Genomic DNA, 24111 nt, shown 5'->3' with positions numbered 1-24111 from the left:
CTCCCGAGTTCGGGCCGACGGTCGGAACCGCCGGGTTCAGATGGTGAAGGACTCGTGGTGCAGTCGCTCGGGCCCGACGCCGGCGGCGCGCAGGTCGCGGAGCACCGCCGTCATCCACGGCGCCGGCCCGCAGACGAAGACGTCGCAGTCGAGGAGATCGGGCCGCAGATGGCACAGCAGCTCGGCACCGGACCACGCCGCGTACTGCGCCGGCACCCAGGACGGTCCGTGCTGCGATCGCTCGCCGTCCAGGGCGAAGTGGACGACCCCGCGTTCCCGCTGCAGCCGCTGGATCTCAGGGATCCGCAGCGCCTCCGAGGCCAGATGGTTGCGGGTCACGAGGGTGGCCTCGCCGGAGGCGTACGCCTCCCCTTCGAGCAGCGCGAGCAACGGGGCGACTCCGGCCCCCGCCCCGAGCATGAGGAGTCCCCGCCCGGTGCGCGCGGCACCGGTCATGGTGCCGTACGGTCCCTCGACGAGCACCCGGGTACCGGGTCGCATCGCGGCCATCCGCCGCGTGCCGTCCCCGGCGGTGCGCGCCGCGATGACGAGCTCGTCCTGACCGGGCGCCGCGGCGAGCGAGAACGGGTGCCCACGGCTCCACCCGGGCCCGTCGAGGAACCGCCAGACGAAGAACTGCCCGGGCAGCGCGTGCAGCCGATCGAGCGCTCGCCCGCGAACGCGCACCTCGATCCCGCGATCCCCGTCCGCGCGGACCCCTGCGACACGAAGACCGTGTCTCGCCGAACGGCGCAGTGGAAGGACGATGCGCCACACGAGGACGCAGGCGGCGGCCGCACCCCAGAGCCCCCACCAATAGACGCTCGCGATCGGCGAGGCGGTGAAGTCCGCACCCGTCCACAGCATGTGCGGGATCGCGAGGCCGACACCGAGGTAGGCGTAGAGGTGGAGGAGGTGCCAGCTCTCGTAGCGCAGTTTGCGCCGCGCCCGTCGCAGCGAGGTGACGACGACGAGCACCAGGAGCAGGGTGCCGGCCGTCGCGAGCAGCATCCCCGGGTACGCCCAGACGAACCCCCAGAGCTGCTCCAGCGGGCCGAGTCGAGCGGCCTGCGCGTAGCCGAAGACGAGCAGCGCGATATGGGCGACGAGCAGCCAGAACGACCAGAAGCCGCTCTGCCTGTGGAGCCGGGTGATCGCGTCGCGCCCGAGCCCGCGCTCGAAGACCGGAACCCTGGCCATGAGCAGCACCTGGTAGAGCAGGAGGTTCGCCGAGGCGAGACCGGTCAGCCGGCCCAGGCTGTCGAGCGCGTCGGGCCCGCCCCCGATCGTCGCCTGCACGCCTCCGCCGAGCACCCAGATCACGGCGATCGACAGGCTCGTCCCCCAGATCACCCCGATGGCCGTGAATCGCCACCGCTGCTGCGTCGCCCGAGCTCGGGAACGCTGCGGTACCGGGATCGACGCTGCGGGTCGGGAGGTGGCGGTTGCGGTCATGCGGCCATGCTCGGCTCCGCTCTCTCAGACGACGCCAAGAATCCGTGACGCAGAGGAAACGCTCAGCGAACGGACAGCCCACGCATCCGCCGACCCCTCCGACCCCCAACCCGGAGTTGCCCGACGTTCATGAAAGTCGGGCAACTCTGGTTCTGAGCTGGAGCCGGAGCTGGAGCCGGCGGGTCAGGCCGTCCAGGCGGTCTTGACGTTCACGAACTCGCGGATGCCGAAGGCGCCGAGCTCGCGGCCGTAGCCGGAGTCCTTCACGCCGCCGAAGGGCAGCCCGAAGAACGAGGCCGAGTTGCCGTTCGCGAACACCGCGCCGAACTCGAGCTCGTCCTGCAGCCGGGCGATCTCCTCGGCGTCCGTCGTCCAGACGCTCGCGGCGAGGCCGAACTCGGAGTCGTTCGCCAGCTCGACGGCCTCCTCGAGCGAGCCGACCCGGTACACGCACGCGACCGGGCCGAAGCACTCCTCGCGGAAGATCCGCATCTCGGGGGTGACGTCGGTGAGCACCGTCGCCGGGTAGAGCCAGCCGGGGCCGCCGGGCAGCTCGCCGCCCGTGTGCACCGTCGCGCCCTTCGCGATCGCGTCGGCGACGAGCTCGTGGGCGTCGGCCCGCACCTGCTCGGTCGCCATCGGTCCGAAGCCCGTCGCCGGGTCGAAGGGGTCGCCCGCGGTCGTCGCGCGCATCCGCTCGAGGAACAGCGCGAACCACTCGTCGTAGACGTCGTCGTGCACGTAGAAGCGCTTCGCGCAGATGCAGCTCTGCCCGCTGTTCTGCGTGCGCGAGGCCGCGCCCGCCTCGGCGGACTTCGCGACGTCGGCGCTCGGCAGCACCACGAACGCGTCGGTGCCGCCGAGCTCCAGCACGCTCTTCTTGATGTTGCGCCCGGCGGCTTCGGCGACCGCGGCCCCGGCGCCGACGGAGCCGGTCAGGGTCACGGCGCGGATGCGGCGGTCCTGGATCAGGGCGGATGCCGCGGCCCCCTCGATGAGCAGCGTCTGGAACGCGCCCGCCGGGAACCCGGCCCGCTCGAACAGCTCGCCGAGGTACAGCGCCGTCTGCGGCACGCTCGAGGCGTGCTTCAGGAGCCCGGTGTTGCCCGCCATGAGCGCGGGCGCCGCGAAGCGGATCACCTGCCAGTACGGGTAGTTCCACGGCATCACGGCGAGCACCGTGCCGATCGGCTGATAGACGACGCGCGCCGCGCTCGCCCCGACGGAGGCGGCCGGCACCGGCTCCTCCGCGGCGAGGTACTCCTCGGCGTGGTCGGCGTACCAGCGCATGCCGTTCGCCGACTTCGTCACCTCGTACTTCGCCGTGCCGAGCGTCTTGCCCATCTCGGTCGAGGCGAGGGCGGCCGCCTGCTCGAGGTCCGCGTCGAGCAGCTCGGCGGCCCGGCGCATCCACGCCGCCCGCTCGGCGAACGTCGTTCGGCGCAGCACGGCGTTCGCCGCATCCGCGCGGGCCAGGATCTGCTCCACCTGCTCGGGCGTGTGCGGCGCGAACTCGCGCTCCACCGCTCCGGTCGTCGGGTTGATCGTCGCGATCACCATCTCGTTGTCCTTCCGTGTTCTCCGCGCCGCGATCAGAGTTCGCCGCGGCGTCGCGCGTCGACGATCCGGTCGCCCTGCCTGAGGGAGAGCGCCATGATCGTCAGGGTCGGGTTCGCCGCGGCGCCGGTGGTGAACACCGAGCCGTCCGAGACGAAGAGGTTGGGCACGCCGTGCACGCGCCCCTCGGGGTCGACGACCCCGTCGGCCGGGTCCGCGCTCATGCGCGCGGTGCCGAGGTTGTGGCCGGAGGGCATCGCGGGGGCGCGCCAGACGCGTTCGGCGCCGACCGCCCGGAACATCGCCTCGACCCGGCCGTAGGCGTGCTCGCGCATGGCGACGTCGTTCGGGTGGTCGTCGTAGTGCACCTCGGGGGCGGGCAGCCCCCAGCGGTCGACGAGCTCGTCCGAGAGCGTCACCCGGTTGCCGGGCTGCGGCAGGTCCTCGCCGCAGATCCAGCTCGCGGCGGTGCGCGGGTAGCCCTCGACGCGGGCGGTGAAGTCGGCGCCCCAGCCGCCGGGCTCCATGAAGGTGGTGAACGAGGGCAGCCCCTGCGAGATCGTCTCGAGGTAGTACCCGCCCGCGAAGCCGCGCTCGGGGTCGTGCCGGGACTCGTCGGCGACGATGCCCGCCATGTTCTCGCCGCGGTACATGTGCACCTCGTCGGGGAACTGCCCGTAGACGACGCCGGTCGTGTGCCGCATGTAGTGCCGGCCGAGGTGGTCGGAGGCGTTGCCGAGGCCGTGCTCGTGCCCGGCGGTCGCCGAGAGCAGCAGCAGCCGCGGTGTCTCGATCGCGTTGCCCGCCACGGCGACGAGCGCCGCGCGCTGCCGGCGGAGCACGCCGTCGCGGTCGAGGTACTCGACGCCGTCGGCCCGTCCCGCGGCGTCGAGGGTGATCCGCACGGCGTGCGACTCGGGGCGCAGCTCGAAACGATCGGTGGCGATGGCCTTCGGGATCTCGCTGACGAGCGGGGTCCACTTCGAGCGGTGGCGGTCGCCCTGCGAGTTGAAGCCGTCCTGGATCGTGCCGGGGCGGCCGTCGTAGGGTTCGACGTTCGTCGCGTACGGGCCGGTCGCGTAGTGGCGGTAGCCGACCCGCTCCGCCCCGTTCGCGAAGACCCGGTACGAGGTGTTCGCGGGCATCGGCGGGCGGCCCTCGCGGTGCGAGACGCCCATCGCGCGCTCCGACTCCGCGTAGTAGGGGGCGAGCTCGGCGGGGTCGATGGGCCAGTCCGCGAGCGAGGCGCCCGCGATCTCGCCGTAGCTCGAGCGGGTGCGGAACTCGTGATCCTTGAAGCGCGGCGTGAGCCCGGTCCAGAGCAGCGCGGTGCCGCCGACGGCGTGGCCGTTCCAGGCGGGCAGCGCGGGGAAGTCGTGCGCGAGCGTCCAGCTGCCCGTCGCGCGCCTCGCCTCGAGCCAGGACAGCTGCGCGAAGGCGATGCGCTCGTCGTCGACGAAGTCCTCGGGGTCGATCCACCGGCCGGACTCGAGCATGACGACGTCGAGCCCGGCGCGGGCGAGCCGCAGGGCGAGGCTCGCGCCGCCCGGCCCGGAGCCGACGACGACGGCGACGTCCGCGTCATCCAGTTCGTAGTGCCTCATGCGGTCACCTCCGCGCCAGCCGATGCGGCGGCGGGAGCGGCGGCCTCCGATGCGGCGGAAGCGCCGAGCGGGCCGAGCTCGACGAGCGGCTCGTCGAGCTCCTCGACCCGGGGGTCCGGCAGCCAGGGCAGCTCGTCGAAGCCGCGGTGCAGGTACCCGCCGAGCGCGTACGACGGCCCGGGGTACCCGAGCAGCTGCCACACCTCGCGGTCGTCGTACAGGTGGAAGCAGATGCGCTCGCGGACGAAGGCGAAGAACGCCTCGCCCTCGTGCGCGGCGAGCCAGGCGGTGCGGGCCTCGAGCGACGCGGCGCCCGGGTCGCCGAGGGCGGCGGCCGCCTCGGCGGCGCCGGCGGCGACGAGCGCGGAGAGCTCGGAGGAGGCCGCGGCGTCGGCGGCGAGCAGCGCGACCGCGCGCTCGTACGGGCCGTCCGGAATGCCGGGATGCGGGTAGAGCGCCCGCGCGAGCGCGAGCAGAGTGCTGGCGGTGGCGTCCGGAACGGCGGGCGCCGGCTGGTCTTCGGTCATGCTGGCCTTCTCGATGGTGCGGTGGAGCGGGAGTCGTGCGGGTGTCGTCGGAGGGGCGGGGCGCCCCGGATGCCTCGGGGCGCCCCGCCGTCCGATCAGGGGATGATGCGCTCGCGCCAGGCGTCGGGGAACCCGGGCAGGTCCTCGCCGCCGAACGACGTCGAGTGCACGTCGGGCATCTCGTCGTTCACGCGCAGCACGGCGTCGAGCTCGGCGCTCGTGATGGGCGTCTGCGGCACGACCCAGTCCTTCGGGATGTCCTGGCCCTGCCAGAGCTGCGTCAGCGCGAGCAGCGCGGTGCGCCACTGGAAGTTGGAGTAGACGCCGCCGAAGCCGTTGAGGTCCCGCTCCTTCCAGGCCCGCAGGTACGCCATGTTGTCCTCGCCGTTCACGATCGGCACGTCGACGCCGGCGTCCTCGAACGCCTCGATCGCGGGGACGGACTGATCGCCGAGGTCGACCCAGACGGCGTCGATCTCGCCCTTGGCGATCTCGTCGGTGACGGCCTTCTTGATCTCGGCCGGGTCGGCGCCGGTGAGGTAGTCGACGTACTCGATGCCCGCGTCGTCGAAGATCTTCTGCGAGGCCGCCCAACGCGACTCGAAGACGTCGACGCCCGCGGCGGTGCGGAGCGCGACGACCTTGTCGCCCGGCTCGAGCTGGTCGGCGATGAACTCGCCGACGTCGATGCCCCACGCCATGCCGCCGACCGAGTGCACGAACGAGGTCACGCAGTCGGTGCTCACGGCGCGGTCGAAGACGATGACCGGCTTGCCGGTCTCGCAGGCGCGCTCGACGGCCGCGGTCGTCGCGTCGGGCGAGTACGGCGAGATGATGAAGCCGTCGCAGTCGCCCTCGTTCACGAAGTAGTCGATGTCGGCGACCTGCGTGTCGTCGGAGTCCTGCGCGTCGCGCGTCTCCATGACCTGCACGACGCCCTGCTCCTGGAGCACCTGCAGCTGCTGGTTCATCGTGATCCAGCCGGTCTGCCGCCAGGTGTTCGAGAGCGAGGCGTTGGCGAAGCACACCTTGCCGGGCCGGTCGAGCGCGTAGTCGGCCGCGGCGACCATGTCGCCGGCCAGGTACTGCAGGTAGGGCTTCGCCGGGTCGCCCTCGAACTGCGCGGAGCGCCGCTCGTTCTCGAGGTCGAACTGGGCCTGGTCGAACCAGGGGTTGGCTTCGGCGCTCGGCTCGCTCTCGGAGCCGCCGCCGGCGTTCGCGCCGGGCGCGCACGCCGTGAGCGCGAGCGCGAAGACGCCGGCGCCGACGAGGGCGAGGCGGGAGGTGCGTCGTTGCATCATGTTCCTCTCGGTTGCTGTGGTGCGGTGGCGGGGGCGGGGGCCCCCTCGCCCGCGCCGGGCTCGGAGCGCGGCGGGACCTCTGCGGCCGGCGGACGACGCCGCCGGATGGTTCGGAGCACGGTGACGGCCATCGCGACGAGGATGATCGCCCCCTGCACGGTGGGGCGCCACGTGGCGGCGACGCCGACGAAGTTCAGCAGCGTGAACAGGCTCTCCAGCACGAGCGCCCCCGCGACCGCGGAGAGCAGCCAGCCGCGACCGCCGCCGAGCACGACGCCGCCGATGACGCACGCGGTGATCGCCGTGAACTCGTAGCCGGAGCCGACGGAGGGGTGCACGCCCGCGTAGCCGACGAGCAGGATCGCGGCGACGGTCGCCGCCAGGGCGGAGAGCAGGTACGCCCGGGTCTGCAGCCACCACACGGGCGAGCCGGCGAGGTGGGCGACGCGCGGGTTGTCGCCGGACAGCAGGAGCAGCCGGCCGAACGGCCGCCGCACGAGCCAGGCCGCGGCCGCGACGACGACGACGAGCACGACGACCGCCCAGGGCAGGTAGCCGAGGATCGGCAGTTCGAGCCCGCTGCGGCCGAGCACCCGGAACTCCTCGGCCGGGTTCTGCCCGGCCGAACCGCCGGTCGCGTAGAAGGTGAGGCCCGAGAGGATGAGCATCGTGCCGAGCGTGGTGATGAAGCCCGGCACCCGCAGCAGCGTCGTCACGAGGCCGTTCACGAGGCCGACCACGATCGCGACGGCGAACATGAGCAGCACGACGGGCAGGATCCGCGAGGGGTCGTCGCCGATGAGCGTGCCGGCGAGCACCACCTGCACGCCGATCACGGCGCCCATCGACAGGTCGAACTCGCCGGAGACGAGCACGAAGTACTGTCCGACCGCGACGATGGCGACGGGTGCCATCCGCGCGATCAGCCGCAGGAACTGCTCGGGGGCGGCGAGCTGCGGGTTGTAGACGACGACCGCGACGAGCAGCGCGACGAGCAGCACCCAGACGATGCCGCCCGGGGTGGCGAGGCCCGCGGCGATGCGCGTGGCGAGCGGGGGCCGGCTCGGGTCGTACCGGGTGACGGCGGGCTCGGCGACGGTGCCGGTCATCGCTCGGCTCCTTCCGTGACGGGGGCGGTCGGGCCGGCGGCGGTCGCCGCGGATGCCTCGGCCGGGTCGGGCCCGGCGGCGGCCGCGAAGCGGCGACGCACGAGCGGGGCGGCCCGGCGGGCGTAGAGGGCGACGGCGGCGATGATGACGACGCCGCGCACGACCTCCTTGAGGAAGGGGTTCACCTGGAGGATCCCCATCGCGCTGTCGACGACGGCGAAGATGAGGATGCCGCCGAGCGTGCCCCAGAGCGAGCCCCGGCCGCCCGCGAGCGAGGCGCCGCCGAGCACGACGGCGGCGATCGAGAGCAGGTCGTAGCCGCCCTGCTCGCCGACGGTCGGGCTGCCCACGCCGAGGCGGGCGACGATCACGATCCCCGCGATGCCGGCGCAGAGGCCGGAGAGGGCGTGCGCGACGACCACCGGCGTGCCGGCGCGGACGCCGGACATGCGGGCGACGTGCGCGTCGCCGCCGACGGCGAGCAGGTGCATCCCCATCCGGGTGCGCCCGACGAGGACGACCGCGAGCACGAGGCAGACGAGCATCAGCAGGGTCGGCACGGGCAGCGGGCCGATGCTCGCCGAGCCGAAGCCGGCGAGCTCGGGGCTCGCCTTGCCCGTGGTGCCCCGGTAGTAGCTCGCAAGGTAGCCGGCCACGAGCAGCCCGACGCCGAGCGAGGCGATGAAGCCGCTGAGCTGCAGGTAGGCGACGAGGCATCCCGTCAGCGCCCCGATCACGACGGTCGCGACGAGCGCCGTGACGATCCCGGGGACGGTGCCGCCCGAGGCGCCGGCCATGGTGCCGGCGGCGAGCACGCTCGACAGGCTCACGAGGTACGCGACGGAGAGGTCGAGGCTGCCGACCAGGATGACGAGCGTCTGGCCGATCGCGACGAAGCCGAGCACGGCGATGCTCGTCATGAGCACGGTGAGGTTGCCCGGCGTGAAGAGGTTGCGTCCGGCCGCGGCGACGACGACCGCCGCGACGACGATCACGCCGAGGAGCACGAGGTAGACGCCGGCGGTCGAGCCGAGGCCGCCGCGCAGTCGTGCGAGCGCGCTCATGCCGCCACCGCCGTTCCGGCGGCCAGCGCGGCCACCTGCTCCTCGCTCGGTGCGCGGTCGAGGGCGCCGGCGATGCGGCCGTCGCGCATGACGACGATGCGGTCGCTCATGCCGATCACCTCGGGCAGCTCGGAGGAGACCATCACGATCGCGTGCCCGGCGGCGGTGAGCCGGCGCATCACCTCGTACACGGCGCGCTTCGCGCCCACGTCGATGCCGCGGGTCGGCTCGTCGAGCAGGATCAGCCCGGGGTCGAGCAGCAGCCACTTCGCGAGCACGACCTTCTGCTGGTTGCCGCCGGAGAGGTAGCGCACGATCTGCTCGGGCCCGCGGGCCGAGACATCGAGCTCGGAGAGCAGCGGGGTCAGCCCGCGCGCGGCCGTGCGGGCTCGACGCGGGGCGCTCGAGCGCACGACGGCGAGCGCGTTGTCCTCGATGGACTGCTCGAGGGCGAGGCCCGAGCCCTTGCGGTCCTCGGTGAGATAGGCGATGCCGGCGTCGATGCCGTGCGCGGGCCGGCGCGGCCGGTAGTCGCGCCCCTCGAGCCGCATCGAGCCGCGGGTGAACGGGGCGACGCCGGCGATGGCCTCGAGCAGCTCGGTGCGCCCCGAGCCCTGCAGCCCGGCGATGCCGAGGATCTCGCCCCGGTGGATGCCGAGCGTGATGCCGTCGAGCTGCGCATTGCCTGCGCCGGTGATCGCGAGCAGCTCGCGGCGGTCCTCGCCCGGCGCCGGCTCGGGGAAGAAGGCGGAGAGCGCCCGGCCGACCATGAGCCGCACGACCTCGGACTCGTCGGTCTCGGCCGTCTCGAGCGTGGCGACGAGGGCGCCGTCCTTCAGCACGGTGATCTTCGAGCACAGTTCGAAGATCTCGCGCATGCGGTGCGAGACGTAGAGCACGGCGACGCCGCGAGCGGAGAGCCGTCGGACGATCGCGTAGAGCAGTTCGACCTCGTGCTCGGCGAGGGCGGCCGTCGGCTCGTCCATCGAGATGATGCGCGGTTCGTAGCTCAGCGCTTTGGCGATCTCGACGATCTGCTGCTCGGCGACGGAGAGGGTGCGCACGAGGGCGTTCGGCGAGATGCCGTCGACCCCGATCTCGGCGAGCAGTTCGGCGGCGCGGCGGCGCATCGCGCGGCGGTCGACGAGGCCGAAGCGGCGCGGCTCGCGGCCGAGCAGGATGTTCTCGGCGACGGTGCGGTCGGGCAGGAGGTTGAACTCCTGGTAGACGGTCGAGACGCCCGCGGCGTAGGCGGCCTGCGGGTGGTGGAACGTGCGGAGCTCACCGTCGATGCGCACGGTGCCCGCGTCGGCCTGCTGCACGCCGGCGAGGATCTTCATGAGCGTGGACTTGCCCGCGCCGTTCTCGCCGACCAGGGCGTGCACCTCCCCCGCCTCGACCACGAGGTCGACGCCGGCGAGGGCCGGGTAGCCGAAGAAGGACTTCGCGAGGCCTCGCACCTCCAACGCATGACTCATGCGCACTCCACTTCATCGTGTTGGGGAAACGTTTTCCAACGCCTGTTCAGCGACAGTACCGGCCGATCGATACTGCGTCAAGGATTATCGATAATCCTGCATCACGCCACCCCGGCCGCGTATGATCGAGCCAGACCGGTGCCCCGAACTGGGGCGCCCGACCGGGCAGCGAAGGGGGCGGCATGGGCGCAGCCGACGGCGGGGCGAGCCCCGGCCTGCTCGACCGGGCGACGCTCGGCAGCCGCGTGCGCGACTACCTGCTCGTCGAGATCGCGAACGGCCGGCTCGCCCCGGGCTCCCCCGTGCGCGAGCTCGACATCGCCAAGCGGCTCGGCACGAGTCAGACCCCCGTGCGCGAGGCGTTCCGCGAGCTCGCCGCCTTCGGCCTGCTCGAGGCGCGCAGCCACGTCGGCACCCGGGTGCGCGAGGTCGGCGAGCGCGAACTCGCCGAGGCCGTGCCGGTGCGCGCGGCGCTCGAGGCCGTCGCGGCCCGGCTCGCAGCCCCGCACGTCGCCGCCGACCCGTCACGCCTCGAGGCGGCCCTCGACGAGCTCGTGCGCGTCGCCACGCTCGACGACCGGCTCGCCTACGCGAACGCCTGCACCCAGTTCCACCGCGAGGTCGTGCGCTCGGCGCAGAACGATTCCCTGCTGCGCGCCTGGAACGCGCTCGGCATCGAGATCATGACCATCATGACGATGCTCACGAACGAGGAGCCGCTCGACGTCGCCGCCGAGGGCCACCGCGGCATCGTCGAGGCGCTCGCCTCCGGCGACGCCGAGCGGTCGGTGGCGATCGTCAACGCGCACGTCGCCGCCTACATCCCCGGCGCGACCGAACCGCCCGTGCACGTCACCAACTGAGCCCCGCCCTCCCCTTCCGCCTGGGACTTGCCCGACTTTCATGAAAGTCGGGCAACTCGGAACGTGGGTGGGGTCAGCGGGGCGGGGTGCTCGCGCGCAGGACGACCTCGGCGGACGCCGCTCCGCCGTCGGCCGCCGTCTCCTCGCCGAGGGCGACCCGCAGCAGCCGCCGGCCGGTCTCCTGCAGCGGGATCCGCACGCTCGTGAGCGGCGGCGACACGTCCTGCACCGTCGGGATGTCGTCGAAGCCCGCCACCGCGAGGTCGCGACCCGGCTCGAGCCCCGCCTCGCGCAGCGCCGTCATCGCCCCCATGGCCATCACGTCGTTCACGGCGAAGACGAGCTCGACGCCGTCGAGGCCCCGCTCGAGCAGCCGCTGCATCCCCTCGCGACCGTCGTCGCGCGCGAAGCCGGTGCGCTCGACGCGCGCGATCGTGCCGCCGGCCGCCTCGACGCCGGCCGTGAAGCCGCGCAGCCGGTCGTCGCCCGTGTGCAGGCCCTCGGGCCCGGCGAGCACCGCGAAGCGCCGATAGCCGAGGCCGGCGAGCGCGCGCGCCAGCGCCTCCGCGCCCGCTACGTTGCCGATGCGCACGGCGCGGAAGTCCAGCTCGCCCGAGCCGAGGTAGGCGACCCGGCCGCCGGCCCGCTCGTACGAGGCCAGTTCGGCGACGAGCGCCGCCGTCTCCGGCTCGTCGCTGCGGCGGGACGCCGCGAGCAGCATCGCGCGCGGCCGCTGACCGCGGAGGGTGCGCACGAGCGCGAGCTCCCGCTCGGGGTCGCGCTCGGTGGCGGCCATCGTGACGATCAGGCCGTCCTCGTCGGCCTCACGCACGACGCCGGCGGCGATCTGGGCGAAGTACGGGTCGGCGATGTCGGCGACGAGCAGCGCGACCGTGGTCGTCGAGCCGCGCACGATCGCCTGGGCGGAGAGGTTCGTCGTGTAGTCGAGCCGCGCCGCCGCGTCGACGACCCGCTGCCGGTACTCCTCGTTGACCTTCCGGGTGCTGCCGTTGAGCACGCGCGAGGCGGTCGCGAGCGACACCCCGGCCTCGCGGGCGACGTCGTGCAGGGTCGCGGTGCGGGCGTTCGGCTCGCGGTCCATCGCTCCCCCTCCGGTGGCGGCCGGCCGCCGCGCGGCCGTCCGCCAGTCATCCTCGCACAGCGGCCGCTCAGGGATGGGCGCCGACGACGTGCATCCCGGCCATCACGAGCACCATCGCCCCGGAGACGACGACCCCGGCGACGGCGATCGGCTCCGGCCGGCGCGCGCCGCGACCGGTCCGGATGAGCGGTGCGGCACGGCCGAGCCACCAGCCGACCGCGATCGCCGCGGCGAGGGCCGCGGGCAGCGCTCCGTCGGCCGGGCCGCCGACCGCCGTCGCGCCGAGATGGTGCCCGCTCGCCGGCAGCAGGAAGGGCACGGCGACGAGCCCGGCCATCGCGAGCCCGTCGAGCACCATCCGCGGGTCGTGCCGGCCCCGCCTGGCCCGTACCGCGTCGACGCCGGCGAGCCCCACGAGCAGCAGCGCCGCGCCGAACTGGGCGAGCGGGTGCGGGCCCGTCGTCATCGCGAAGACCATCACCGCGAGCATCGCGAGCTGCCACGCCCCGAAGGCGAGCCACGGCGCCGCACCGCTCGCCGCCAGTGCCGCGGGTGCGGCGCCGGGAGCGCCGGGGGCGCCGTGACTCATTTCCCGTAGCCCTTGCTGAGGCCGGCGATGTACTGCTTCGAGAACACCGCGAAGAGCACGACGAGCGGCACCGCGCCGAGCGTCAGCGCGGCGAGCAGCGCCGGGTAGTCGCTCTGGAACTGCCCCACGAACTGCTGCACCCCGAGCGTCACGGTCTGGTTGCCTTTGCCGGGGGCGAGGATCAAGGGGAACCACAGGTCGTTCCACACCGGCAGCATCGTGATCGACGCGACCGCCGCGATGCCGACGCGCACGATCGGCAGCGTGATCCAGAGCGTGCGCCACTCGCCGGCCCCGTCGATGCGCGCGGCCTCCTTCAGCTCGGCGGGCACCGCTCGGAAGTACGTCGTCATGAGCGCGATCGCGAGCGGCAACTGCATCGCCGTGTAGACGAGCACGAGGGCGCCGAGCGTGTCGACGATGCCCCACGCGGTCATCGTCTTCAGCAGCGGCACGGTGCCGAGGCGGATCGGCAGCATGATGCCGATGACGAAGAACCCGGCGAGCGCCGGCGCGATCGGCACGCGGTACTCGACGAGCGCCCACGCGGCGAGCGTGCCGAGCACGATCGTGAGCACGATCGTCGAGATCGTCACGATGAGGCTGTTCTGGTAGTTCAGCAGGAAGTTGCCGCGGCTGAAGACGTTCAGGTAGCCCTGCACGCTGAACGTCTCGGCGTCGGGCGGGGCGAGGAAGGAGCCGAAGATGCCCTGCGTCGTCTTGAAGGAGTTCATCACGACGATGAGCACGGGCACGACGGCGCCGAGCGAGAGGGCGATGAGCGCGGCGTGCAGGCCGACGTTGGCGGCGCGGTCGGCCGGGCGCACGCGGCGACGCTGGCGGGGCTGGGTCACGGTGGTCATGGCGTCCCTCAGAGCTCGTAGGTCTTCAGGCGCCGCTGGAGCACCCAGAAGTAGGCGGCGGTCGTGACGAGGATGATCGCGAAGATGACGCTCGCGACCGTCGCCCCGAGGTCGAGGTCGGCCACCTGCCCGCTCGAGCCGAAGAAGGAGCGGTAGAAGAAGGTGCCGAGGATGTCGGTCGAGTAGTTCGGCCCGGGCGCCGAGCCGTTCAGCGCGTAGACGATGTCGAAACCGTTGAACGTCCAGATGTAGGTGAGGATCGTGATCAGTCCGAACTGCGGCGCGATGAGCGGGAACTTGATCCGCCAGAAGATCGTCCAGGCGCCGGCGCCGTCGATGCGCGAGGCCTCGACGACGTCGTCCGGGATCGCGAGGAGCGCGGTGTAGAGGAAGACCATCGGGATGCCGAGGTACTGCCAGACCGACATCAGCGAGATCGTCGGCAGGGCCGTCGCCTCGGTGCCGAGCAGCGGGAACTCGACGATGCCCCAGAGCGGGTTGATGATGAGCCGCCAGAGGAAGCCGACGATGACGACCGAGAGCGTCGCCGGGATGAAGAGCAGCGTGCGGTAGACGCCGACCGAGCGGCGGAGCCGGCCCGAGGTGAGCAGCGCCGCGATGAGCAGGCCGATCGGCAGCTCGACGAGGAGGTGGATGAGGAAGAACTCGACGTTGTTCACGAGCGCGTTCCAGAACCGCTCGCTCGTCGTGGGGTTCGTGAACAGCTCCACGTAGTTGCCGAATCCGACGAAGGTGCTCTCGCCGCCGCCGGAGTCGAAGAAGCTCATGCCGACGGAGCTGAGCAGCGGGTACACCGCGAAGGCGACGTACACCACCAGCGCGGGCGCGACGAACAGGGCGAGCATCCGGTATCGGGTGCCGGTTCGGATCATGCGTGGACTCCTCGGGGGCGGGGGCGGTCCGGGGCGGACGGGGCGGATGGCTCGGCGAGCCTGGTCGGGACGGCCGGGGCGGGCGTCGCCCGCCCCGGCCTCTCGTGCGACTACCCGGCCGGCGTGTACCAGGAGTCGAGCCCCTTCTGGAGCTCGGCGGTCGCCTCCTCCGGGGAGAGCCCGGAGTTGTACATGAGCTGGGCGACGCGCCAGATCTCGTCGTCGAGCGGCGGCTGGCCGGCGCTCAGCCGGTCGAGGGCGAGGCGGGAGGTGAGCTCGGCGCCCTCCTTCAGATCGGCGAACTCCTGGGCGAGCGGGTTGTCGTAGCTCACCGGTTCGGAGCCCATCGAGAAGAAGCCGGGCAGCTTGTTCACGTAGAGCTGCTGGAACTCCGGCGTGCCGAGCCACTCGAGGAACTCGGTCGCGGCCTCCTTCTGCTTGCCCGCGGCGTTCAGGCCGAAGGCCATGTCGGCCATCTCCTGCTGGTAGCGCTGGTCGCCGGCCGCGGCGGGCGGGGCGCCGAAGACGCCGACGTCGAGCCCGGTCGAGGTGACCTGGCTGATCTGCCACGAGCCGTCGGGCAGGATCGCGGCCTGGCCGAGGGTGAACAGCTGGGTCATGTCCTCGTAGGAGATCGACTCGTAGCCCTTGGGCAGGTAGTCCTTGAAGGAGTCGAACACGCGGAAGCCCTCGACGAAGTCGGGGTCGGTGAGCTTCTTGGTGCCGTCGATGAGGCCGAGCCGGCCGTCTTCGCCGTGCCAGGCGTTCGGGCCCACCTGGTAGAGCATGTTGTAGGCGAGCTGCCAGCCGTCGGCGGAGCCGAGGGCCAGCGGCGTGTAGGTGCCGTCCTCCTTGACGGCATCGAGCACGTCGAGGAACTCGGCCTGGGTCGTGGGCACCTCGAGGCCGAGCTCGTCGAAGATCGCGGTGTTGTAGTAGAAGCCCGCGAGCACCGAGGCGACGGGGACGCAGTAGGGCGTGCCGTCGTCGCCCTCCCAGGCGGCCAGCGCGGACTCCGGGAAGGTCGAGATGGCGTCGAGCTCGGCGAGCGAGTCGAAGTAGCCCTGCTCGATCCAGGAGCGGTTGACGTCGAACGGACGGCACATGATGACGTCCGGTCCGGTGCCGCCCTCGATCTGGGACTGGATGGCCGCGTTGTAGTCGTTGGTGTCGACGGGGGCGTACTCGACCGTGATGCCGGGATGGCTCTTCTCGAACGCGGGGATGATGTCGTTCTCCCACATCGCCGCGTCTTCGGTGCGCCAGGTGCCCAGCACGATCTTGGTGGTGTCGCCGTCGCCCGATCCGCCGGCTGCGCAGCCGGCGAGTCCGAGGCCCAGGGCGGCGACGGCGAGGGTGGCGAGCGGAGCGAGTCTCGAACGCATCGGTTCCTTCTCTCTTGCTGTGGTGTCGCTCGGTCAGGGGGATGGAAGCCGTCGCGGGGAGAGCGGATGCGCCTCGCCGCGCGGTGCCGTCAGCATACTGTTGTACCAATGAGGTAGCAAGAGGTATTTTCTGGATCGATTGATTGTGCGTAGTTGTATTGTCTGATACAGATTGGTACACCGTCCGGTAAGGCGGGCGCATCGATCGTTGGAGGACCTGTGATTCGTGTCGGCATCCTTGGTTCCGGCTTCATCGCCGACTGCTACGCGGACTCCCTGCTCGACGTCCGCGAGGCCGTCCTCGCCGGCAACACCTCGCGGGACGCCGACAAGGCCCGCGCGTTCGCCGAGCGCTGGAACAGCCCGCTCTGGACCACCGACCCCGCCGAGCTGTGCGCCGATCCCTCGATCGACCTCGTCGTCATCGCCCTGCCCAACGAGGCCCACCTCGAGGCGGTGCGCATCGCCGCAGCGGCCGGCAAGGCGATCGTCTGCACCAAGCCGCTCGCCCGCACGGGCGCCGAGGCGGCGGAGATCCTGCGCATCGTCGAGCAGGCCGGCGTGTGGCACGGCTACGCCGAGAGCTCGGTCTTCTCGCCGAACATCGAGCAGGCGCACCGCATGGCGGCAGCCGGCGGCATCGGCGACCTGCTCACGATGCGCGCCCGAGAGGCGCACTCCGGCCCCCACGCGGCCCATTTCTGGGACGCGGAGACCGCCGGCGGCGGCGCCCTGCTCGACATGGGCTGCCACACCGTGGAGTCCGCCCGCCACTTCTTCGGCAAGGACAACCGCGTCGTCGAGGCGTTCGCCTGGGGCGCGACGCTCCGCCACGCCGACAAGACCACCGGCGAGGACACCGCGGTCGCGCTCCTGAAGTTCGAGCGCGGCCAGCTCGCGATCATCGAGGCGTCCTGGGCCGAGCAGGGCGGCATGCAGCTGCGCCACGAGTTCTCCGGCAGCGCTGGCCGGCTCGTCACGGACACCTCGGTGAGCCCCGTGTGGGGCTTCATCACGAAGCCCGTCGGCTACCTCGTCGAGAAGGCCGACGTCGACACCGGCTGGGTGCATCCCGTGCCCGAGGAGACCCGCGCCTACGGCTTCTCCCAGCAGATGCGCCACTTCGTGCAGCGCTTCGCCGCCGGCGAGACCCCGATCGAGACCTTCGAGGACGGCTGGATCGTCAACTGCATCCTCGACGCGTGCTACCGCTCGATGCGCTCGGGCACGTGGGAGAAGGTACTGGTCGCCCGATGACCCGACCGCCCTCCGACGCGCTCCTCGCGAGCGACCGCCCGGACCCGCTCTGGTCGCGCGTCGCCGGCACGATCATGGCGGCCGTCGAAGCCGGCCGCTATCCGCTCGGCACCCGACTGCCCCCGGAGCGCGAGCTCTGCGAACAGCTCGAGGTCTCCCGGGTCACGCTGCGGCGAGCGCTCGCCCACCTCGTCGAGGCCGGCGCGCTCACCTCGCACCAGGGCCGCGGCTGGTTCGTCTCGCGGCCGCAGCGGGCCGACTGGCCATCGAGCCTGGAGTCCTTCAGCGAGACGGCCGAACGGCTCGGCCTCGCCGCCTCGTCGACCGTGGTCGAGGCCGCCCGCGAGGCCGCCAGCCTCGACGACGCGGAGGCGCTCGGCATCGCGCCCGGCACCGCCGTCTACCGCATCCGCCGCATCCGCCACCTCGACGGCGTGCCGACCGCACTCGACACGGCCCTCGTGCCCGAGGCCGCGGCGCCCGGTCTGCTCGAACACGACTTCACGAGCGAGAGCCTCTACCGCGCCATGCAGGCCCGCGGCACCACCGTGCACCGCGCCGAGTCCGTGCTCGAGTCGCGACCCGCCGACGCCGCGGCGAGCGAGGCGCTCCAGCTCAGCCGAGGCGCGCCGATGCTCGTCATCCGCCAGCTCGTCCACGACGAGCGCGGCCGCCCCGTGCTGCTCTCCCTCGTCGAGTACGCGGGCGACCGCTACCGGCTCCGCACCACCTTCACCAAGGGCGGCTGACGCCGCCCGCCCAACCGATCGCCGGCCCCGCCGGCCTGGAAGGAGCACCACCATGACCCGATTCCCCGACCACCTCCCCGAGGCGCTGCGCACCCTGCAGGCCGACGAGATCGCCGGGAACCGAGCCGTGCTCGAGCGGGAGGGGCTCGTCACCGACGACACGCACTTCTCCTACGTCGGCCTCGACGAGGCCGACAAGCGAGAGCTGTTCGCCGGCGGGCGGCCGGCCCGGCGGGTCCGCTCCTTCCTCATCGACCTGGCGACGGGCCGCTCGCACGACACGGTCGTCGAGCCCGCGACCGGGGTGCTCGTCTCCGCCCGCGAGCTCGAGCTCGACGTCGACGGCGCCGTCCCCGTCGTGCTCCGCGAGTTCTCCCTCGTCGAGGAGGTCGTGCACCAGGACGAGCGCTGGCTCGCCGCGATGGCCAAGCGCGGGCTGACCGACGTCTCGAAGCTGCGCGTGAACCCGCTCTCCGCGGGCGTCCTCGCCGACACGGAGCGCGGCCGGCGCATCCAGCGCTGCTTCACCTTCGTGCAGCACACCCCCGAGGACCTCGGCTGGGCGCACCCGGTCGACGGCGTGACCGTCATGGTCGACGTCGTCTCGGGCGAGGTGCTCGACGTCGTGGACTACGCCGAGCTGCCGATCCCCGCCGAGGAGGGGAATTACCACCTCCCCGAGTGGCGCGGCCCCGACCGCGAGGGCCTGAAGCCGATCGAGATCACCCAGCCCGAGGGCCCGAGCTTCACGATCGACGAGCACGGCGTGCTCTCCTGGGCGGGCTGGCAGCTGCAGCTCGGCTTCGACCAGCGCGAGGGCCTCGTGCTGCACAACATCGGCATCGACGACGACGGCGAGACCCGCCCCGTCGTCTACCGCGCCTCCATCGCCGAGATGGTCGTGCCCTACGGCGACCCGAGCCCGCAGCGCTGGTTCCAGAACTTCTTCGACGGCGGCGAGTACCTCTTCGGCGGCTTCGCGAACTCCCTCGAGCTCGGCTGCGACTGCGTCGGCGACATCACCTACCTCGACGCGGTCGTCGCCGGCAACGACGGCGCCCCGCACGTCATCCGCCAGGCGATCTGCATCCACGAGGAGGACGCCGGCATCCTCTGGAAGCACTCCGACAACTGGAACGGCTCGAGCGAGACCCGCCGCAACCGCCGCCTCGTCGTGAGCTTCTTCATGACCGTGGGCAACTACGACTACGGCTTCTACTGGTACTTCGGCCTCGACGGCACGATCGAGTTCGAGATCAAGGCGACGGGCATCGTCTTCACCTCCTCGTACCCGGGCGAGGGCTACCCGTGGGCCACCGAGGTCGCCCCCGGCCTCGGCGCCCCGAACCACCAGCACCTCTTCAGCGCCCGCCTCGACATGATGGTCGACGGGCACCGCAACTCCGTCGACGAGGTGGAGGCCGTCGCCGTGCCCCGCGGCGCCGACAACCCCAGCGGCACGGGCTTCACCCAGTCGTTCACCCGGCTCACCAGCGAGCTGCAGGCGCAGCGCGAGGCGGACAACCGACGCGGCCGCGTCTGGCTCGTCACGAGCGAGGAGCGGCGGAACCGGCTCGGCCGCCCCACCGGCTGGGTGCTCTTCCCCGAGGGCGGCCCGCTGCTGCTCGCGGACGCCGACTCCGACATCGCCGCGCGCGCCGCGTACACGACGAAGCACCTGTGGGTCACGCCCTACGCGCCGGACGAGCGGTACCCCGCCGGCGACTTCGTGAACCTGCACCGCGGCGGCGCCGGCCTGCCCGAGTGGACCGCGGGCGACCGGCCGGTCGAGGCGAGCGACCTCGTGCTCTGGCACACCTTCGGCCTCACGCACTTCCCGCGGGTCGAGGACTGGCCGATCATGCCCGTCGACTCCACGGGGTTCGTGCTGAAGCCGCACGGCTTCTTCGGGCGCAACCCCTCGCTCGACATCCCGGCCGCCGCCGACCACTGCGCACCGGACCATCACGCATCGGCGGGGCATGCCCACCCGCACGACGCGCACCACTGAGACTGGAGCACGAGGAAACCGTGGACGGATACATCGCATTCACCGACGCGACGGCGTCGCAGGCCGAGGAGCTCACGCGGCTCGTGCCGCGGCTCGAGGCGCAGCTCGCCGAGCTCGGCGCAGCAGGTGCGTTCTCGGCGCCCGGCCCGGTGCTGCTCGGCATCGGCGCGAGCCTCTCGGCGGCGGCGCCCGCCGTGTGGCGGCTGCGGGCCGGCGGGGTGCCGGCCTGGCGTCTCGGCGCCGGCGACACCCCGCTGCCGCTCGTCACGGGCGACCACCCGGTCGTCGCGATCTCGCAGAGCGGCCGCAGCTCGGAGACCGTGGCGGCGCTCGAGTCGGTCGCCCCCGAGCTCCGCTACGCGGTGGTGAACACGGCGCCGTCCCCGCTCTCCGAGCTGGCGAGCCGCCGCCTCGAGCTCGGCAACATCGCCGACAGCTACGCGTCGACGATCGGCTACACGGCGACCCTGACGGCGCTCGCGATGCTCGCCGAGGCGTGGGCCGACGGCCGGACGGATGCCTCGTGGGCGAGCCTCGGCGAGCGCTTCCGGGCGGCCGAGGCGGCCCTCGAGCCGGGCCTCGATGCCGCGGCGGAGCTCTTCGCCGCCGCGCCGAGCGCCGACTTCGTCGGGGGCGGCGGCTCGCTCGGCTCGGCCGAGTCGGGGGCGCTGCTCTTCCGGGAGGCCGCCCGCATCCCGGCGAGCGCGATGAGCACCCGGCAGTACCTGCACGGCTCGATGGAGTCGGCGGGCGACGGGGTGCACGTCCTCTTCGGCGAGGCGCGCGAGGCGCAGCTGGCGCGCACGCTCGCCGACGCCGGCCACCGGGTGCTGCTCATCACGAGCGACCCGGGGCTCGAGGTCCGCGACGCGGCCGTCGTCGTGCTGCCCGAGTCGAGCGAGGCGCAGCGGCCGGTCTTCGAGGCCCTGGCGCTGCAGGGGCTCGTCCGTCACGTCGCCGAGCTCCGCGGCGTCGACATCGAGGAGTTCGTGTTCCACAACGACGACACCAAGCTCGACGTCAGCGACGTGCCGGCATGAGCGGACTGCGGGTCGGCCTCGACGTCGGCGGCACGAAGACGGCGCTGCGGGCGGCGGATGCCTCGGGCGCCGTCGTCGCGGACGTCGTCGTGCCGTCGGGCGAGTGGGACGCCGAGCCCGCGGGCCGCGCCGCACGGCTGATCCTCGACGTGGTCGCCGCGGCCCTGCCCGGCCGGCGCGTCGACGCGCTCGCGGTCGGCGCCCAAGGGCTCGACGCCGAGGCGGTGGCCCTGGCGCTCGAGACCGAGCTCGAGACGAGCGGGATTCCGCGCGTCGCGTGCGTCAACGACGCCGCCCTGCTCGTGCCGGCCGCGGGCTTCGCGGAGGGGCTCGGGCTCATCGCCGGCACGGGCGCCATCGGGGTGGGGCGCACGGCCGAGGGCCGCGACTTCGTGACGGGCGGCTGGGGCTGGGTCATCGGCGACGAGGCCGGCGCTGCGGGCCTCGTCCGCGAGGCCACCAGGGCGGCCCTGCTCGCGCACGACGACGGCCTGCCGGACGACGGCCTGCTCGGCGCGCTGCTCCTCGCCTACGGCGTCGCGGATGCCGAGCGCCTCGCCCGTGCGGTGAACGACGAGCCGACGATGGCGAACTGGGCGCCGCACGCACCCGCCGTGTTCGGCGCGGCCGCCGCCGGCTCCGCGCTCGCGGCCGGGGTGATCGCGGCCGGCGCCGAGCACCTGGCCCGTCTCGTCGACCAACTGCTCGCCCGCGGGGCGGTCGGCCGGCACGTCGTCGCGGGCGGCAGCGTCATCGCGGGGCAGCCCCGCCTCGCGGAGGGGCTGCGGGAGCGGCTGTCGGCGCGGCATCCCGAGCTGGAGCTCGTGATCCTGCGGGAGCCGCCGGTCGCCGGCGCGCTCGCGATCGCCTGCCGGCTCGCCGGCGACGCCTGACGCGGACCCGGCTCGGACTCAGCGGGCCCCGCGCGCGAAGACCGTGCGCAGGCGGTAGCGCTCGCCCACGTAGCGGAGCGTCGACAGCGCGACCGCGCGACCGTCGGCGCCGTGCACGAGCTGACGCATCACGAGCAGCGGCTTGCCCGGCGCGATGCCGAGCGCCTCGGCGGTCTCGGCGTCGGACTCGCGCGCCTCGATCGTGCTGTCCGCGCGCTCGGGGGAGGCGCCCGCGCGCTCGAGCTCCTCGTAGAGCGAGCCGTGGGCGAAATCGACGGCCTCGGCCTCGCCGATGAGGGCGGCGGGCACGATCGTCGTGTCGAGCGCGGTCGGCACGCCCTCGAGCAGGCGGATGCGGTCGAGGTGGAAGACCGGTGTGCCCGGGGCGATCGAGAGGGACTCGGCCTCGTCGAGGTCGGCGGGGGCCACCTCGGCCCGCAGCACGCGGGAGGAGGCCTCGAGGCCCATCTTGCGGGCGGTCTCGGTGAACGACTCGAGGTTGTTCGGCCACTCCTTCGCGACCTTCGCCGAGGCGACGTACCAGCCGCGCCCGTGCGAGGAGGCGAGCACGCCGTCGTCGACGAGCTGCAGGAGGGCCTTGCGCAGCGTGACGCGGCTGATGCCGAGCTGCTGGCAGAGTTCGCGTTCCGGGGGGAGGCGGGAGCCCTCGGCGAGGCGGCCCTGCGCGATCTCGTCCGTGATGAGCTGCACGGCCTGGACCCAGAGCGGCTCTGGATAGTCCGCCCGGATCGGCGACGCCGTCGTCCCCTGCTCTGCCACGCGGTCCCCCTCCGCTCGGGATCGATACCAGTCAGTACCGTACACGACCACTCCGTCCTGACGGGCCCGGGTTCGCGCCGCGCGTCGGGCCGGGGATGCCTCGTCGCCGAGCACACCATTCGGGCATCAAGTTCAATACCAGTATTGACCACATGTAGTCCGAAATGTACCATCGCCTCAACGCGCCGGTGCGGACGCCGGCCGAACCCCCAGGAGGCAACCCCGTGAGGAAGACCCTGTCCACGGCCGGCGCCGGCGCCGGCGCCGGCGCGATCGCCATGGTGCTCGCACTCGGTGCGTGCGCGAGCGGCGGCGACGCCGCCGGCGACGAGAACGTCATCGTCGTGCAGACCAACTGGACCTCGAGCCAGGCCCAGAACAAGCCGCTCTTCGACGCCTTCGAAGCGTTCACCGAGGAGACCGGCATCGAGGTCAAGGTGCTCGAGTCCGGCGACAACCTGAACCAGGTCTACGAGACCTCCCTGCTCGCCGGCGAAGAGGCCGACGTGCTCCTGGTGGGCCTGCTCGAGAAGCAGCTCGACTGGGCCGTCAACGGCGCCGTCGTGCCCGTCAACGACTACATCGAGGAGTGGGGCATCGCCGACCGCATCCCCGCCGACGCGCTCGTCGACTGGACCGACACCGAGGGCAACCTGCGCGCCTTCCCCTATTCGGGCTTCACCTGGCCGTGGTGGTACAACACCGAGCTGCTCGCCCAGGCCGGCGTCGAGGGCGTGCCGCAGACCACCGACGAGCTCATCGCCGCCGCGGGCAAGCTGCGCGCCGCCGGCATCGCGCCCGTCGTGTTCGGCGGCATCGACTGGTCCGGCCAGAAGATCTTCCTGCAGCTGCTCGAGGCCTACCTCAGCGAGGACGAGGCCAAGCAGGTCTACGCCGAGGGCGGCGTCTGCGAGAACCCCAAGGCGATGCAGGGCATCGAGCTGCTGATCGAGCTGCGCGACGCGGGCGTCTTCGTCGACGGCATCGAGGGCTACACCGCCGACCAGGCGCAGGCCGCCTACCTCGACGGCCAGGCCGCCATCGCCCCGCTCGGCTCGTGGGCCTACCCGGGCGCCTCCGAGGAGCTCGCCGCCGCGACCGAGCTCGGCGGTCTGCCGCTGCCCGACGACGCCGCCTACGAGCAGCCCATCGCCTACCGCGGCTCCACCTCCGCCGGCTGGTGGATCAGCCCGAACGGCGAGCAGAAGATCGACCAGGTGCGCCAGCTCATCGAGCACATGTACGGCAACGAGGTCATCAAGGGCATCCTCGACGAGGGCGGCGTGATCCCGGTCGCCGACTTCGGCGGCGACACCTCCGGCGTCTCCGCGCCGCTGCTCGCGCAGTCGCTCACCGAGTTCCCCGAGCGCGTCGAGTTCCCCGTCATGCCCGACATCTACGTGCCGGCCGACGTCTCGAACCCGATGTACCGCGCGACCTCGATCGCGTTCACGCCCGGCACCGACGCGCAGACCATCTGCGCCACGGTCGACGAGATCTACGCCGCCGCGCAGTGATCCCGGCGCGGGCCGGCGCACGCGCGCCGGCCCGCGCATCCGCTTCCCATCGCAGCACCCCGCACCGCCGCACC

21 protein-coding genes are annotated in these 24111 nt (G+C 72.7%); 7 read left to right on the top strand and 14 right to left on the bottom strand.

Going from position 1 to position 24111, the window contains the following annotated elements:
* Positions 1-36: 36 nt before the first annotated feature.
* The 8 genes from MTP13_RS06910 to MTP13_RS06875 form a co-directional block, all read right to left on the bottom strand.
* Complete coding sequence (locus MTP13_RS06910; protein ID WP_243570331.1) at positions 37-1455, bottom strand: ferredoxin reductase family protein; 1419 nt, start codon at positions 1453-1455, stop codon at positions 37-39.
* 183 nt (positions 1456-1638) lie between these two features.
* Positions 1639-3015, bottom strand: a complete 1377-nt coding sequence (locus MTP13_RS06905; RefSeq protein WP_243570330.1) for an aldehyde dehydrogenase family protein — start codon at positions 3013-3015, stop codon at positions 1639-1641.
* A gap of 32 nt (positions 3016-3047) precedes the next feature.
* Positions 3048-4616: a GMC family oxidoreductase gene (locus MTP13_RS06900; RefSeq protein WP_243570329.1), complete on the bottom strand. Its 1569-nt coding sequence runs from the start codon at positions 4614-4616 to the stop codon at positions 3048-3050.
* Positions 4613-5143, bottom strand: a complete 531-nt coding sequence (locus MTP13_RS06895; protein ID WP_243570328.1) for a hypothetical protein — start codon at positions 5141-5143, stop codon at positions 4613-4615. Before MTP13_RS06895 ends, MTP13_RS06900 begins: the two co-directional genes overlap by 4 nt.
* 95 nt (positions 5144-5238) lie before the next feature.
* Positions 5239-6444, bottom strand: a complete 1206-nt coding sequence (locus MTP13_RS06890; protein ID WP_341681403.1) for a substrate-binding domain-containing protein — start codon at positions 6442-6444, stop codon at positions 5239-5241.
* Positions 6441-7553 (bottom strand): ABC transporter permease, encoded by a 1113-nt coding sequence (locus MTP13_RS06885; protein ID WP_243570327.1) that lies wholly within the window; start codon positions 7551-7553, stop codon positions 6441-6443. Before MTP13_RS06885 ends, MTP13_RS06890 begins: the two co-directional genes overlap by 4 nt.
* Entirely contained in the window at positions 7550-8617 is a 1068-nt protein-coding gene (locus MTP13_RS06880; protein ID WP_243570326.1) for an ABC transporter permease, read from the bottom strand. The genes MTP13_RS06885 and MTP13_RS06880 overlap by 4 nt, the downstream gene beginning before the upstream one ends.
* Positions 8614-10095 (bottom strand): sugar ABC transporter ATP-binding protein, encoded by a 1482-nt coding sequence (locus MTP13_RS06875; RefSeq protein WP_243570325.1) that lies wholly within the window; start codon positions 10093-10095, stop codon positions 8614-8616. The genes MTP13_RS06880 and MTP13_RS06875 overlap by 4 nt, the downstream gene beginning before the upstream one ends.
* A gap of 182 nt (positions 10096-10277) precedes the next feature.
* Here MTP13_RS06875 and MTP13_RS06870 point away from each other — a divergent pair, with 182 nt between their 5' ends.
* Positions 10278-10958, top strand: a complete 681-nt coding sequence (locus MTP13_RS06870; RefSeq protein WP_243570324.1) for a GntR family transcriptional regulator — start codon at positions 10278-10280, stop codon at positions 10956-10958.
* A gap of 73 nt (positions 10959-11031) precedes the next feature.
* On the opposite strand, the gene MTP13_RS06865 is transcribed toward MTP13_RS06870, so the two are convergent.
* From MTP13_RS06865 to MTP13_RS06845, 5 genes are all read right to left on the bottom strand, one after another.
* A complete protein-coding gene (locus MTP13_RS06865) occupies positions 11032-12060 on the bottom strand; it encodes a LacI family DNA-binding transcriptional regulator (RefSeq protein WP_243570323.1) in 1029 nt (342 codons plus the stop codon).
* A 67-nt stretch (positions 12061-12127) separates the two neighbouring features.
* Positions 12128-12649, bottom strand: coding sequence for a hypothetical protein (locus MTP13_RS06860; RefSeq protein ID WP_243570322.1), 522 nt, complete (start codon positions 12647-12649; stop codon positions 12128-12130).
* Positions 12646-13512: a carbohydrate ABC transporter permease gene (locus MTP13_RS06855; RefSeq protein ID WP_243570321.1), complete on the bottom strand. Its 867-nt coding sequence runs from the start codon at positions 13510-13512 to the stop codon at positions 12646-12648. The genes MTP13_RS06860 and MTP13_RS06855 overlap by 4 nt, the downstream gene beginning before the upstream one ends.
* An 8-nt stretch (positions 13513-13520) precedes the next feature.
* Complete coding sequence (locus tag MTP13_RS06850; RefSeq protein WP_243570320.1) at positions 13521-14405, bottom strand: carbohydrate ABC transporter permease; 885 nt, start codon at positions 14403-14405, stop codon at positions 13521-13523.
* A 110-nt stretch (positions 14406-14515) separates the two neighbouring features.
* Entirely contained in the window at positions 14516-15790 is a 1275-nt protein-coding gene (locus tag MTP13_RS06845; protein ID WP_243570319.1) for an ABC transporter substrate-binding protein, read from the bottom strand.
* Positions 15791-16009: 219 nt separating this feature from the next.
* On the opposite strand from MTP13_RS06845, the gene MTP13_RS06840 reads away from it, so the two are divergent.
* From MTP13_RS06840 to MTP13_RS06820, 5 genes are read left to right on the top strand one after another with little or no spacing between them, the layout of a single operon-like run.
* A complete protein-coding gene (locus tag MTP13_RS06840) occupies positions 16010-17047 on the top strand; it encodes a Gfo/Idh/MocA family protein (RefSeq protein WP_243570318.1) in 1038 nt (345 codons plus the stop codon).
* Positions 17044-17796, top strand: coding sequence for a GntR family transcriptional regulator (locus MTP13_RS06835; RefSeq protein ID WP_243570317.1), 753 nt, complete (start codon positions 17044-17046; stop codon positions 17794-17796). The genes MTP13_RS06840 and MTP13_RS06835 overlap by 4 nt, the downstream gene beginning before the upstream one ends.
* A gap of 52 nt (positions 17797-17848) precedes the next feature.
* Positions 17849-19807, top strand: a complete 1959-nt coding sequence (locus MTP13_RS06830) for a primary-amine oxidase (RefSeq protein WP_243570316.1) — start codon at positions 17849-17851, stop codon at positions 19805-19807.
* 20 nt (positions 19808-19827) lie between these two features.
* Entirely contained in the window at positions 19828-20847 is a 1020-nt protein-coding gene (locus MTP13_RS06825) for an SIS domain-containing protein (protein ID WP_243570315.1), read from the top strand.
* Entirely contained in the window at positions 20844-21740 is an 897-nt protein-coding gene (locus MTP13_RS06820) for a BadF/BadG/BcrA/BcrD ATPase family protein (protein ID WP_243570314.1), read from the top strand. Before MTP13_RS06825 ends, MTP13_RS06820 begins: the two co-directional genes overlap by 4 nt.
* Before the next feature lie 18 nt (positions 21741-21758).
* On the opposite strand, the gene MTP13_RS06815 is transcribed toward MTP13_RS06820, so the two are convergent.
* Positions 21759-22520 (bottom strand): GntR family transcriptional regulator, encoded by a 762-nt coding sequence (locus MTP13_RS06815; protein WP_189084372.1) that lies wholly within the window; start codon positions 22518-22520, stop codon positions 21759-21761.
* A 224-nt stretch (positions 22521-22744) separates the two neighbouring features.
* On the opposite strand from MTP13_RS06815, the gene MTP13_RS06810 reads away from it, so the two are divergent.
* Positions 22745-24037, top strand: a complete 1293-nt coding sequence (locus tag MTP13_RS06810) for an ABC transporter substrate-binding protein (protein WP_243570313.1) — start codon at positions 22745-22747, stop codon at positions 24035-24037.
* Positions 24038-24111 lie beyond the last annotated feature (74 nt).

The organism is Agromyces soli, assembly GCF_022811605.1.
In the GTDB taxonomy this organism is placed as follows: Bacteria; Actinomycetota; Actinomycetes; order Actinomycetales; family Microbacteriaceae; genus Agromyces; species Agromyces soli.
The sequence above is the reverse complement of the archived record's forward strand: the minus strand, read 5'-3'. Positions and strand labels throughout refer to the sequence as shown.

What these genes read in the sequence shown, in the direction of transcription:
- MTP13_RS06850 (WP_243570320.1), bottom strand. Translation starts at nt 14,405, where the DNA reads ATGATCCGAACCGGCACCCGATACCGGATGCTCGCCCTGTTCGTCGCG.
- MTP13_RS06860 (WP_243570322.1), bottom strand. Translation starts at nt 12,649, where the DNA reads ATGAGTCACGGCGCCCCCGGCGCTCCCGGCGCCGCACCCGCGGCACTG.
- MTP13_RS06830 (WP_243570316.1), top strand. Translation starts at nt 17,849, where the DNA reads ATGACCCGATTCCCCGACCACCTCCCCGAGGCGCTGCGCACCCTGCAG.
- MTP13_RS06895 (WP_243570328.1), bottom strand. Translation starts at nt 5,143, where the DNA reads ATGACCGAAGACCAGCCGGCGCCCGCCGTTCCGGACGCCACCGCCAGC.
- MTP13_RS06835 (WP_243570317.1), top strand. Translation starts at nt 17,044, where the DNA reads ATGACCCGACCGCCCTCCGACGCGCTCCTCGCGAGCGACCGCCCGGAC.
- MTP13_RS06910 (WP_243570331.1), bottom strand. Translation starts at nt 1,455, where the DNA reads ATGACCGCAACCGCCACCTCCCGACCCGCAGCGTCGATCCCGGTACCG.
- MTP13_RS06885 (WP_243570327.1), bottom strand. Translation starts at nt 7,553, where the DNA reads ATGACCGGCACCGTCGCCGAGCCCGCCGTCACCCGGTACGACCCGAGC.
- MTP13_RS06880 (WP_243570326.1), bottom strand. Translation starts at nt 8,617, where the DNA reads ATGAGCGCGCTCGCACGACTGCGCGGCGGCCTCGGCTCGACCGCCGGC.
- MTP13_RS06890 (WP_341681403.1), bottom strand. Translation starts at nt 6,444, where the DNA reads ATGATGCAACGACGCACCTCCCGCCTCGCCCTCGTCGGCGCCGGCGTC.
- MTP13_RS06820 (WP_243570314.1), top strand. Translation starts at nt 20,844, where the DNA reads ATGAGCGGACTGCGGGTCGGCCTCGACGTCGGCGGCACGAAGACGGCG.
- MTP13_RS06900 (WP_243570329.1), bottom strand. Translation starts at nt 4,616, where the DNA reads ATGAGGCACTACGAACTGGATGACGCGGACGTCGCCGTCGTCGTCGGC.
- MTP13_RS06855 (WP_243570321.1), bottom strand. Translation starts at nt 13,512, where the DNA reads ATGACCACCGTGACCCAGCCCCGCCAGCGTCGCCGCGTGCGCCCGGCC.
- MTP13_RS06870 (WP_243570324.1), top strand. Translation starts at nt 10,278, where the DNA reads ATGGGCGCAGCCGACGGCGGGGCGAGCCCCGGCCTGCTCGACCGGGCG.
- MTP13_RS06905 (WP_243570330.1), bottom strand. Translation starts at nt 3,015, where the DNA reads ATGGTGATCGCGACGATCAACCCGACGACCGGAGCGGTGGAGCGCGAG.
- MTP13_RS06845 (WP_243570319.1), bottom strand. Translation starts at nt 15,790, where the DNA reads ATGCGTTCGAGACTCGCTCCGCTCGCCACCCTCGCCGTCGCCGCCCTG.
- MTP13_RS06865 (WP_243570323.1), bottom strand. Translation starts at nt 12,060, where the DNA reads ATGGACCGCGAGCCGAACGCCCGCACCGCGACCCTGCACGACGTCGCC.
- MTP13_RS06875 (WP_243570325.1), bottom strand. Translation starts at nt 10,095, where the DNA reads ATGAGTCATGCGTTGGAGGTGCGAGGCCTCGCGAAGTCCTTCTTCGGC.